This is a genomic window from Acinetobacter sp. TW_SC_4, from assembly GCF_054861205.1.
This window is the reverse complement of sequence record NZ_CM142174.1, coordinates 1,856,166-1,868,647: the sequence shown is the minus strand read 5'-3', so window position 1 is coordinate 1,868,647 and position 12,482 is coordinate 1,856,166. Positions and strand designations below refer to the sequence as shown.

The window sequence follows — 12,482 nt, the reverse complement described above, 5'->3', positions numbered from 1 at the left end:
GCAGGGAAGAACAGCATGGTATATCAAAATTTGGATCAGCAGTTTATTGCGGGTCAGTGGCAACCCGGCCGTTCTCAGAAAATGATTCAGAATTTGAATCCCTACACCCAAGATACGATCTTTACTTTACAGGCGGCTAGTACTGCAGATGTTGATGCGGCTTATGCGGCAGCTGATAAAGCTTTCCAGCAGGGTATCATTAAATCAGTTGAGTTAAGACAGCAAATCTTGCAAAAACTACAACAGGTAATTCAGGCACGTCAGGATAAAATTATTGAATGGTTGATTCTTGAGTCTGGAAGTACCCGTTTTAAAGCTGGTCTGGAAGTTGGCGCTGCTCTATCTATTATTCAGGAAAGCCAGAAATTTCCAAAGCAGATCAAGACTGAACAGCTGGAGAGCAAAGATCCACAACGTAAAAGTCTGGTACTACGAAAACCCTTGGGTGTGATTGGCATCATTAGTCCATGGAATTTTCCATTTCATTTATCCATGCGTTCTGTAGCAACAGCGATTGCCTGTGGAAATAGTGTGGTACTCAAGCCAGCAAGTGATACGCCGGTAACAGGTGGAACCCTATTAGGAAAGCTGTTTGAAGAAGCTGGCTTACCTGCAGGTGTGCTCAATGTGGTTTCAGGGGCAGGCAGTGAAATTGGTGATTATTTTGTCGAGCACCCAATTCCAAAAATGATCTCATTCACGGGTTCTACAGAAGTCGGACAGAAAGTAGGAAGCAAAGCCTTAGCCAGCCCTCGAATTAAACGTCTGGCGCTGGAACTGGGCGGAAATGCGCCACTGGTGATTCTGGATGATGCAGACCTTGATCTGGCAGTAGAGTTGACAATTATGGGACGCTTTATGCATCAGGGGCAAATCTGTATGAGCACTAATCGCGTCATTGTCGATGCGTCCATCCATGATGCCTATGTGGAAAAGCTTTTAGAACGGGTGAAAACTGTTGCTGTGGGTGATCCAAATCTGGAAGAGACCATTATTGGTCCGATCATCAATCAGAGTCAGGTCAAAAAACATCAGCAGATTATTCAAAGTGCAAAAGAGCAGGGTGCAGAGCTAGTATATGAAGGGGGTATAGAAGGTAATCTGGTCTATCCACATATCTTTACTGGGGTAGCACCTGAATCTCCACTGGCTCAGGAAGAAAGTTTTGGACCGATTCTACCAATACTGAAAGCTCGTGATGAAACACATGCCTTAAAGCTGGCCAATGATACCCGTTTTGGCTTATCCAGTGCGGTTTGTACCTCGAATATTGAACGTGGTATTAATTTTACGGAACAGCTTGATATCGGTATGACCCATATCAATAGTATTAGTGTGGCAGATCAGGCTAATGCACCGTTTGGGGGCGAGAAAAACTCTGGACTTGGACGTTTTAATGGACGCTGGATTTTTGAGGAATTCACCCGTACTCACTGGCTGACTGTACCCAATGAATAATATTAAATGATAGAAACTTATCCATAATACATACAGGTTTAAGCTTGGCATCAAGCTATAATCAGAATATCAAGTGATCTGTCTGATTAAGCATGTGTGCCAACTTTAAGCCTTTAACTTCGCAGCAAATACATGATCTGGGCTTGCCGGAAATTCCCTTTGAATATCCGGAAGAAGTCTATCCGAATTATGCTACACCCTTGTTATTTCAATCTGATCAAGGTCTGGAATGGCGCTCGGTTAACTTTGGCTTTATTCCCAAATGGGCAGAGGATAAAACGATTGGGACAAAAACCTACAATGCCAGAAATGAAACTTTGCTGCAAAAACCAACCTTTGCAGAGGCGACAGCCAAATGCAAGTTTGGGGTGATTCCCGTCTCGGAATTTTATGAGTCAAAGTATTTTGATAATAAACCACAGCGCTGGGGCGTCAGACGTAAAGATGGAAAGGCGACCTTTATTGCGGCACTGTATGAAATTGCTCGGGTGCAGGATGAAATCATACGTTCAGCCAGTATGATTACGATGGATGCAATAGACCATCCCATGATGAAAGAGTTTCATGAGCCGGGAAATATTAAACGTTCAGTCATTGTGATTCCGCACGAACGTTTACATGAATGGCTGAATCTCACGCAACCGGATATTCGCAGCTTTGTACAGGGATTTCCAGTAGAGGAGTTCGAATGTTCACATGTACCAAAAGAAAGAATTAAAAAAGCCAGTCCACAGCTGAACTTTTTTGATTCCTAAAACCTAGAAAGCAATGGCGGATCGTTAATTATTATAAAAGGTGTTATTGATCTCGCCAGCTAAATTCAAAATTGAAAAATACTTAACGAGCCAAATTTTTAAAGATATGGCGTAAGCTTTCCATAGTTTTTTCAATTTGTAATGGGGTTAGCCCTTCAAATGACTGTTCCAGTACAACATTGGTCAGGTCATTAATTTTATGTGTCATTTCCATTCCTTTTTCAGTCAGCACGACACGGGTAATACGAGCATCGTCTTCACAGGAATAGGTTTCAACCAGACCTTCATCTTTTAAGCGATAAACGATCTTGGTGGTTGTCGACATTTTAGATACGACCATTTCTGACAGGTCAGAAACGCTGGCATGTGGTTTGGCTTTAAGAGCAAGCAAAATACGGCGACGTGAATTATCGACACCATACTTTTTAAGTGCATGATCTACATTTAGGACATATTGGGCATGAACTTGAGTCACCCAGTAGTATGGAAAGTTTTCTAAATTAAAGTGTTCTGCACAAGGTAAAAATTTTGCATATTTTTTAGTCATGAAATGTTCCTTTTATTTATTTTTCTAGGGCACTGACATTTTATGTAAAAGTTTATACATGTTTCAACCTTTATTTTTAAAATGTTAACGAGATTGCATTTGTTAGATCTTCTTAACATCAAAAAAATCAGGTGATTTATGTGTTGTAGATCAATCGGGGCAAATTGTAACTGTCTTTATCCAGATGAATGGCATTGATATGACATGCAAATCTTAAGACTCCAGATTAAATTTAGAGTCTGAATAAGAACTAGATTGGCAAACCATATGGATAAATGGCCGACCTGCGCATATCTTACTTTTGGTGAGTATGCGGAAATACAATTCAAAATCGATGCTGTTTAAATGAATGCTCTGATACATTTTTTAATCTGTAGCACGATGCAGATTCGGATTTCTCAAAGCTGATCGAAAGCTAGAGCGAGTACATTTAAGTTGGTCACCCATCTAATAAAACCGTTTTGGATGAGAAACTTATGCATCTTTTTGATCCCACGACTAACTATTTATAACGTGTATGAACTATTTTAATAAAAAAATCCATATTTAAAATATGTCTTTAGATAAGTGGATTTAAGGGACGTAGCAGGATAGTGGATCATTCAATATTTTATGATGTATGAAGAGATATGAATATTAAGAGAAACAGTAATTTATATCTCAGGCTCCTATCAGATAGATTTAATGGGCTTAGGGTCAAAAAGAAGCCTAAATTTTCTTTAATTTGTAATGAGTTATGTAGAACATAACAGATTCAAGCCAATGATTTGAAAATTAAAAGATTTCACCACAAGGGGGAGGCAAAGCGGTGTAACAGTTTTTCATAAATTTTATTGTTCAAAAATCATAAGTTTATGCATAATGGATGTATCTTAAGTTGAAAAGGTTAAATTAAATGGATCCCTCGCCGTGCGTTGATCTTCCATATTCGTTGCTTACATACTCAAATGGGATGGTGTGCTAATGGAATTTTTATTAGATCCCGGAATTTGGGTTGGTTTAATTACTCTTATTATTCTCGAAATCGTTTTAGGTATTGATAACCTAGTCTTTATTGCCATTCTGGCTGAGAAACTTCCTCCTGAACAGCGTGATAAGGCCCGCGTGATCGGTCTATCCTTAGCCTTACTAATGCGTTTAGGTCTGCTGTTTGCGATCTCCTGGTTAGTCACCTTGACTCAACCGCTTATTCAATTATTTAACTGGACCTTCTCCGGACGGGATTTGATTCTGCTCTTTGGGGGGCTATTCCTGCTCTATAAAGCTGTTACCGAACTTCATGAAAAAATTGAAGGCAAGCCTGAAATACAGGTCACGACCAAGGTGGCATATGCGGGCTTTACAGCCGTTGTGGTTCAGATTGTCATTTTGGATGCTGTATTCTCATTAGACTCGGTGATTACCGCCGTAGGTATGGTCGATAATATCTATGTCATGATGGCAGCCATGATTATCGCGATGGCCGTGATGTTACTGGCGTCTAAACCATTGACTAACTTTGTGAATCGTCATCCGACAGTTGTGATTCTATGTTTGAGCTTCCTGTTACTGATCGGGATCAGCCTGATGGCAGAAGGTTTCGGTTTCCATATTCCGAAAGGCTATATCTACTCTGGTATTGGTGTTGCAATTGCAGTTGAAGCCTTTAACCAGTTTAGTCAGCGCAATGCTGCGAAGCATGAAGCCAAGATTCCGCTGCGTCATCGTACCGCTAACAGTATTCTTCAACTGATGGGTGCCAAGCTTGAAACCACAAGTACTCCTCAGCATGAAGCGCAGGAAACCTTTGCGGATGAAGAACGCTATATGATTGGCGGAGTATTGACCCTGGCAGAGCGTTCTGTAGCATCGATCATGACCCCACGAAGCCAGATTTCCTGGGTCGATCTGGAGGATAGTCCGGAACAGATCCGTGAAAAAATCCTGTCTGTACCCCACAGCCTGTTTCCGGTTTGCCGGGGCAGTCTGGATAAGGTGATTACCATCGTTCGTGCCAAAGAACTGTTAGATGTACTGGATGAACCGGAAGAATTAAAAGCTTTGATCAAGCGTCATCGCCCTATCTATATCTTTGAAAGAATGAAGGTGATTGACGCGATTAATACCTTGCGCACATCAAAAGGCTCTCTGGTACTGGTCAGTGATGAATTTGGTCATGTACAAGGTCTGATTTCACCGCTAGACGTGTTTGAGGCAATTGCCGGTGAATTCCCAGATGCCGATGAGCAGCTGGATCTGGTCAAAGTTGATGATACACACTGGATTGCGTCCGGTATGCTGGATCTGTACCAGTTAGAACTTGAGCTCGGTATGCTGGATCTGATTGATGAAGATGCAGGCTATATCAGTGTTGCTGGTCTGATTCTGGATAAAACCAATAGTGTGGTCGAGGTAGGTACTGAACTGAACTACCAAGGTGTTCAATTCAAGGTGATGGAAATCGAAAATAACCGGATTAAATCGGTGAGTATCCATTATCAGGGTTAATCGCCTGTCTTTATTATTTTTTTGAGTCAGTTGCTTAAGAGCGACTGACTTTTTTATTGAATATTCTTTATGACTTAGATATTAATGCTTACCTAAGCTTATTTTTCAGGCTAAATGGAGTATTGAATATTTCAGAAGCCAAGAATGAGTAATAGGTTTTACTGGCTTAGAAGTAAGAAATCTTAATGAAGTATTAAATTGCAGACATGCTTTATTTAGAATTATTAAACAAATTTAAATAAAGTTTAAAAATAAGTGTAAATTTGACTAATTGGTAAAATATATATTTCACGTAATTTCGAAAGATATTAGTCAAATTTGAGATACAAAAGCTCATCCAAAGCTTACACAATACTGAGCTTGAGCGCTTGAAAAATTATTTTTGCCAGATTAGGGCTGAATTTAATTATCTAAAAAATAAGTTGAATAGTATAATAGGGTGTTCCATGTGTTCATTATAAAACACCCGACTGATGCTTAATCTGCCAAAATCCGAAAGTCTGCATATTGACGGATCGTTTCTATGTTCAATTGATGGATCTCATCCATAAATGCAGCATTAAAATGACCTAAGGTCGGTGCTTTGGCAAAAGCCAATTGACCGGCGATTGCAAAATGTACATGAGCAGAGAGTGCTGCGATCGCAGGAGAACTTACTGCACTATAAGCTGCAATCATTGCGCCTAGAGCACATCCAGTTGCTGTGACGCGCGGCTGTAAATATGAACCGCCTAAAACCTGAATCACAGGATAATCTCTGGAAATGATGTAATCAGACTCACCTGAAATAGCAATACATTCACATTGTTCCAGTAAGGACTGCGCCTGTAGATAAACTTCTGAGCTATCAACAGTGCTATTGACGCCTTTAGACTCGATATTCTTTCCAGCCAAAGCACCAATTTCTGAAGCATTCCCCCGTAAAATTGTGGGTTGATAGGTCATGAGCTGATCCACAACACCTGAACGCCAATGCAGTACGTTTCCATAACCAACAGGATCTAGTACCCATGACTTTTGGATACTGTGTGCTGTTTTAGCAGCGATCTGCATCGCCTCGACCTGTTCGGTAGTCGGCGTTCCCAAATTTAAACTGAGTGCTCCAGCAATTTTGACAAAGCTCTCTGCTTCAAAAGGATTATCAATCATAGCGGGCGAAGCATTCGCAGCCAGCAAGATATTGGCCACATAGTTGCTGGCCACCGCATTGGTCATCACATGCACCAATGGTTGCTGCTCTTGAAGCAATGTCCAGGCTTCACAGATCTGATCGAGAAGAGTATTTTGTAATTGTTGCACGGAAGTATTCATCATCCTGATCTTTCAAATATGAATAGAGCTGCTAAATGCTTAGCGGGTAAAATAATGGTCTTGATGTTTGCAGTTACGGCATAACAGGCTGACATAATCGCTGGCATCATATTCAACAGTAAGCTCTTGTGAGCCGCAATGCATACAGCGTTTTTGTGAATAAAATTTCAGGCGTGGTTCAATCTTCTGCCATGAACGCCAGATCGGCTGGAAGAAAATATTTTCATCATAACCAAGAAAGCGGAAAAACAGAATGCTGCTCATTTTGCTCAAAGGCAATTGTGGTGGACGAGGCAGAATTGAGGTTTCCCATTTTTCATTCACTGAACGTTCCCGATATTGCTGTAGGGTCTTTTTCAGTAAATTGGTATTAATGAAATTTTCATTTCGTGGTTTTAAAGCTTTCTGCTGATACAGATATTCGAGGGCCGATTGCACGAGATAATAAATCTGTCCCACAGCCAAAACATCGAGCAGGCGATAGCAGAAAGCCTGAAAACTTTGATTGCCCGCAATCTGGATACCCCAGCTACGGCAATAGAACTGAGCGAATTGAATGACTTCCTGATACAGTAGACAATACAGTGCATCTTTGACTTCATCCGCACCTTTAAAAGGCACGCCTTTGCTCAGATTTTCATAGAACCAGAAACGCAACTGCTGGGTAATACTAAACAGGCTTGGCTCAGAATAGCCATCCAGACGTACATTAATATAGTACTGCTGATTCTCTTGTTGAATATCTCTAGGAACTAGAATCTGATCTTTCAGCAGATTTTTGACCAGACCATGCTGATACAGGTAATTCGGGCTGATGGAATAATATTTAATGGCATGCCAGTCAATATATTCCTGATGCTGGCTATGTTCCTGAACCTGTTCATCCAGAATCGAGAGCAGAAACAGTTTATTAATAAAACTGAGCTGATTGAGCTCATATTCATGCCGATCCTGCTTTTTATGAAATTTCCGGTTTTCCTGTAAACGGACTTCTTTCAGCATACGTTTACGCTGAGCCAGACACTGATCGCAATAACAGTTATGTTTCTGGTCGGTATAGAGCTGATGCTGGCAGTGGCTGCATTCATGATAAGTAATGTCCTGATCATACTGTTCTGCCTCGATCCAGTACATGGAGGCCTTACATAGTGGGCACTGCGTACTTTCATCAAGCTGTTTTTGCAGAACGTTGAATACCATGATTGCGCACAACTCCAGAATAAAGAGAAACTGCGATTATACACAGCTCATCAAAGTCACGCGTCATTTGAGAATATTTTAATGCAGCAGATTTCAGGAGGAGATAGCCTTTCAACAAACAGAGCTACCGAAGTAGCCCTGTATTCAAGAAAACTGGATCATCGTTTTTTAAACGGGGCAGGGTAATGTTTCGTCTTCCTCTCCTTGATGTTTCGCTTGAATCAACGCCTGCACTTTTTTGGATGGAACCTTTTTGCCACCGAGTGCATCATAAGTATTCAGAATCGCACTGACCTCATGCGCTTGTAGCTGAACGCCTTCAGAACTCATAAACAGGGCAATGACTTTATGATCAATATTGGCCTGATCCAGAACCTGAAGTGTTTTAAGATTTTCAATCCGTACCACATGCTGTTTTAAATACATAGCTCACCTCAATTTCTTTGTTGTCGTTATTCTTGGAGTCTTTGCGCTTGGAGAAAACACACTTAAACTGTAGCAAAAACCATGCTCATTTTTTAATCAGTATTTCGGAATTGCTATTAATCCTAAATTATATATTTTAAATCAAATAGATAAGAAAATGTAAAAAAATATGATATTGGCTGAAAACTTGGCATATATCTTTCTTTAAATCCTGCCGTTGCTGTTGGGTGAGACAAAATGCATTCAAACTGGTGCATATCATTTGTGCATTTAAAGTGAAATTCAGAACGCAGATTAATCAGAACTTAATCTTTTAGAAGTCAGATTTTGCAGCGCCCAGCATCTAAATTGGATAAGGTTGTTCTGAACTCAGGCAGTAAATTTTAATATTGGAATAATACTTTGCATGTGCAGGAAACATGCATAGAGGAATCATACAGTGCAGATGAGGGCTTTTTTTATTCTATCTTTAAGTTGTTTTACAGAGGGGGATTTTAGATATCGGGCAAATATAAGGCGATTATCGTATATTTTGATGTAGCTCAATTGAAAAGATCAGTAATTATTCCCATATACAATACAAATGAAACGCACAGACAGGTCCAAGATCAAGACGTATGATCAATACATTTACAATCTTTTGCCTTAGAAGCTGTGCAATAAAGGATCAGGACATTATATGAATATCGCGGCGAATCCGGTGATCGAAGCAGATCAAACCATTTATTTAAAAGACTATCAAAAACCTTCTTTTGTTGTAAATTCTATCGACCTGAATATTCAAGTCTATGACGATCATACGCTAGTCAGCAGCAAACTGGAGATGCAGCGTCAAACAGCAGGTGATCTGGTATTGCTTGGTCGTGACCTCGAACTGCAATCGATCCAGTTAAATGGTCAGCCACTAAATGCATCAGATTATATTCTGGATACTGAGCAACTGGTGATTAGCAATGCTCCAGATCAGGCGACCATTGAAACAGTCGTCAAGATTCATCCTGAAAGCAATACCATGCTGGAAGGTCTGTATCAGGCCAGTTCGGATCTGTTCGTTACTCAGAACGAACCGGAAGGTTTCCGTAAAATTACGTTCTATCCAGACCGGCCAGATGTATTGTCTGTATTTACTACTCGTGTTGAAGCTGACAAAAAGTATCCAGTGCTACTGGCTAACGGTAACCTGATTGAGACGGGTGAAGTGGATGAAAACCGTCACTATGCACTTTGGCAAGATCCAACCAAAAAGCCGAGCTATTTATTTGCCTGCGTCATTGGTGATCTGGCAGTAATGAAAGATCGCTATACCACATCAGAAGGTCGTGATGTGGCACTGGAAATCTATGCTGAAGAAAAAGACATTCCAAAATGCAAAATCGCGATGGAAGCCTTAAAACATTCCATGCGTTGGGATGAAGAGCATTATGGTCTGCCATACGACCTCGATAATTACATGATCGTAGCAACCAGCGCATTTAACATGGGAGCGATGGAAAACAAAGGCTTGAATATCTTCAATACCTCATGCGTATTGGCTGATGAAGAATATACAACTGATGCTGCTATCATGCGTGTACAGTCCGTGATTGCCCATGAATATTTCCATAACTGGACGGGTAACCGGATTACTTGTCGTGACTGGTTCCAGCTGTGTCTGAAAGAAGGTTTGACTGTATTCCGTGATCAGTCTTTCTCGGAAGATTTACAGTCTGCTGCGGTACAGCGTATTGATGATGTTGCAGTCCTGAAAGCGCATCAGTTCCCGGAAGATTCTGGCCCTTTATCGCATCCACCGCGTCCGGATCATTTTGTAGAAATTAATAACTTCTATACTGCGACCGTGTATGAAAAAGGTGCAGAAATTAACCGTATGATGGCGACTTTGCTCGGTAAAGAAAAATTCCGTCAGGGTACAGATGAATATTTCCGCCGTCATGATGGTCAGGCCGTAACGGTTGAAGACTGGGTAGCTGCATTGACTGCCGGTTCTGGTGTGGATCTATCAAACTTCCTGACTTGGTATAACCAGCCAGGTACACCGAAACTGGTCGCAAAAGGTGAGTATGATGCAGATGCACAAACTTATCGTCTTAGCTTTAAGCAAAGCCTGAAAGCTCATCCGAAATATCCGAATCTGAAAGCTGTTCCGATTCCAGTGGCTTTAGCCTTGTTTGATGCGGCTACAGGTGAGCAGCTGAGCCTGCACTCTGATGCCTTATTTGAAAATGGCGTCAAAGATGGGGTGTATTTGTTTGATCAGGATGAAGCGACCATCGAGTTTAGCGGTATAACTAGCAAGCCGGTTGTTTCTTTACTGCGTAACTTCTCTGCACCCGTTGTTCTGCATTTTGATTACTCTGAACAAGAACTGGCGTTCCTGTTGCAATATGAAACCAATGGTTTTAACCAGTGGCAAGCGACGCAGACTTTATTAGAACGTATTCTGCTGGATGATCAACCTTCTGAAATCTATATCGAGGCGATGCTGAATACCTTGCCTGATCTGATTCAAAAAGATCCGTTATTGGCTTCCCGTCTGTTTGATGTACCGGCTGAAGGTTACCTGGGTAGCCGGATTGATACAGACTATAATCCAGCCATGATTCAGGAAAAACGTGATGCCTTGCTGCATAAATTGGCACGTGCCTTTGGAGCCACAGCTAAAGAAATCTATCTGAGTCTGGATCCTGAATTGCAGTCAGATTTCTCCCAAGCGATGGGTGTACGTGCATTGAAAAATATCATGTTGATGCTGATTGCACGTCAAGGTGATGAAAGTGCATTTGAACTGGCAGAGCAGCAATACCAAAACACAGGCAACATGTCTGAACGTTTAGGTGCCTTGCGTGTGCTGGTATGGAATGATGCACCTCAAGCCAAAGCATTCCTGGATGATTTCTATAACCGCTTTAAAGATGAAGCACTGGCACTGGATCAATGGTTCATGCTGCAAGCCGCTCATCCAAAAGCGACAGCAGAAACAATTAAAGCACTCACTGAGCATGCAGATTATGACTTGAAAGTGCCAAACCGTATTCGTGCAGTGAGTGGCGGTTTGAATGCCAATCCGGTCAATACCTGGAGCTTTGGTGTACAGCATTATATCGAGCTGGCGAAATATCTGGATCAGAAAAACCCGATTGTCGGTTCACGTCTGCTTCAGGTGCTTTCACGCTGGTATACCCTGATTGAACCGCAGCGCAGTGAAGTCAAAGCACAACTTGAAGCTTTAAAACCACAGGTGAAATCGAAAAATGTCTCTGAGACATTGAACAGCATGTTAAGCGTATAAGATCATTATGTAAAAAGCCGGATCATCTGATCCGGCTTCTTATTATTTACTTATTTTAAATGGTGAATTTAAACACATTTAAAATCCTATAATGCGAAATCAGCCACATAAAAGGTTTACAGTAAGAGGCTAGACAGGAAAGTAAAACTATACTTTTCTATTAAACATGAAGAAATCTTCAAATTGATATACTAGAGGTCTTATTCAAGATGTTGGTGAAAATCGAAGATGGTTTTTATTTAAATACTCGGCATATTATTGCGGTTCATGTCAGCAGAAATGCTGCGACTGGTCTGTTTGAAATCTCCCTTCAATATACACCGCATTCTATTCAGCAAGCTGGAGAATACAAAAAAGTATTTAATAGCCAGCTGGATGCTGAACTCTTCCTGAATGAACTGAATCAAAAAATTCGCTAAAAAAAGCCTGCATAGCAGGCTTTTTTTGTTGTCTGCTTTACGGTCTCACAATCAATACCGGAATCTCGGACTGGGAAAGGACATTCTGTGCCACGCTGCCCAGCATCAGTTTTTGCAAACCTTTGCGGCCATGTGATCCCATGATAATCAGATCGGTCGGAACTTCCTGCGCTGCCTGAAGAATTCCTTCAGAAGGTGCCATACCATGAATGATTTTAGTCGTGACTTGCGTACCATCATGCACAAAATTTGCCTTGATCTCATTTAAAAGATCCAGTGCATGTTGTTCTGCCTGCATGAAATAGTCAGTGACTGCGGGAGCAACCTTATAAAAGTCCACACCTTTAAATGGATCTACGGCAATAATACTGACCAATGTCACCTTACTACTAAAAGCTTTAGCCAGCTCACGGGCATGTTCAGCTGCAGCATAGGACATTGAGGATTCATCGAGTGCGACAAGAATATGTTCATAGTTTTGCATAGTGCCTCCTCATTTTTAGGATATGCAGTGAAATGGTCATTTAGAAAATGGAGGTTCACTGTAGAAGGGTTTAGACAGAAACACTGCCTGAAAAAATTGCGCACCT

Annotated in this window: 10 protein-coding genes; 5 read left to right on the top strand and 5 right to left on the bottom strand. The window is 41.1% G+C overall.

What is annotated here, in order from left to right:
- Nucleotides 1-15 precede the first annotated feature (15 nt).
- Together ACWM1W_RS08940 and ACWM1W_RS08935 are read left to right on the top strand one after the other, a co-directional pair.
- Nucleotides 16-1,458: an aldehyde dehydrogenase family protein gene (locus ACWM1W_RS08940; protein WP_375725576.1), complete on the top strand. Its 1,443-nt coding sequence runs from the start codon at nt 16-18 to the stop codon at nt 1,456-1,458.
- 92 nt (nt 1,459-1,550) lie between these two features.
- Entirely contained in the window at nt 1,551-2,213 is a 663-nt protein-coding gene (locus ACWM1W_RS08935; RefSeq protein WP_375725577.1) for an SOS response-associated peptidase family protein, read from the top strand.
- An 82-nt stretch (nt 2,214-2,295) separates the two neighbouring features.
- Here the strand turns inward: ACWM1W_RS08935 and ACWM1W_RS08930 are convergent, their stop codons facing one another.
- A complete protein-coding gene (locus ACWM1W_RS08930) occupies nt 2,296-2,760 on the bottom strand; it encodes a MarR family winged helix-turn-helix transcriptional regulator (protein ID WP_005236095.1) in 465 nt (154 codons plus the stop codon).
- 963 nt (nt 2,761-3,723) lie between these two features.
- Here ACWM1W_RS08930 and ACWM1W_RS08925 point away from each other — a divergent pair.
- A complete protein-coding gene (locus ACWM1W_RS08925; RefSeq protein WP_214002129.1) occupies nt 3,724-5,247 on the top strand; it encodes a TerC family protein in 1,524 nt (507 codons plus the stop codon).
- A gap of 477 nt (nt 5,248-5,724) precedes the next feature.
- On the opposite strand, the gene thiM is transcribed toward ACWM1W_RS08925, so the two are convergent.
- The 3 genes from thiM to ACWM1W_RS08910 all read right to left on the bottom strand — a co-directional run bounded on the left by thiM (nt 5,725) and on the right by ACWM1W_RS08910 (nt 8,184).
- Nucleotides 5,725-6,558 (bottom strand): hydroxyethylthiazole kinase, encoded by an 834-nt coding sequence (gene thiM, locus ACWM1W_RS08920; protein WP_375725578.1) that lies wholly within the window; start codon nt 6,556-6,558, stop codon nt 5,725-5,727.
- A gap of 39 nt (nt 6,559-6,597) precedes the next feature.
- The gene (locus tag ACWM1W_RS08915) at nt 6,598-7,758 is read right to left on the bottom strand and encodes a hypothetical protein (protein WP_375725579.1); all 1,161 of its coding nucleotides are present in this window, start codon (nt 7,756-7,758) and stop codon (nt 6,598-6,600) included.
- Between the two features lie 168 nt (nt 7,759-7,926).
- Complete coding sequence (locus ACWM1W_RS08910) at nt 7,927-8,184, bottom strand: hypothetical protein (protein WP_005236083.1); 258 nt, start codon at nt 8,182-8,184, stop codon at nt 7,927-7,929.
- Between the two features lie 679 nt (nt 8,185-8,863).
- Between ACWM1W_RS08910 and pepN the strand changes: the two genes are divergently transcribed.
- Both pepN and ACWM1W_RS08900 read left to right on the top strand, forming a co-directional pair.
- Nucleotides 8,864-11,473 (top strand): aminopeptidase N, encoded by a 2,610-nt coding sequence (pepN, locus tag ACWM1W_RS08905; RefSeq protein WP_375725580.1) that lies wholly within the window; start codon nt 8,864-8,866, stop codon nt 11,471-11,473.
- A 209-nt stretch (nt 11,474-11,682) separates the two neighbouring features.
- Nucleotides 11,683-11,892 carry a hypothetical protein gene (locus ACWM1W_RS08900; RefSeq protein WP_034170558.1) on the top strand — a complete coding sequence of 70 codons (210 nt, stop codon included), beginning with the start codon at nt 11,683-11,685 and terminating at the stop codon, nt 11,890-11,892.
- Nucleotides 11,893-11,929: 37 nt separating this feature from the next.
- Here ACWM1W_RS08900 and ACWM1W_RS08895 read toward each other — a convergent pair whose 3' ends face one another.
- Entirely contained in the window at nt 11,930-12,376 is a 447-nt protein-coding gene (locus ACWM1W_RS08895) for a universal stress protein (RefSeq protein WP_034170557.1), read from the bottom strand.
- Nucleotides 12,377-12,482: the final 106 nt, after the last annotated feature.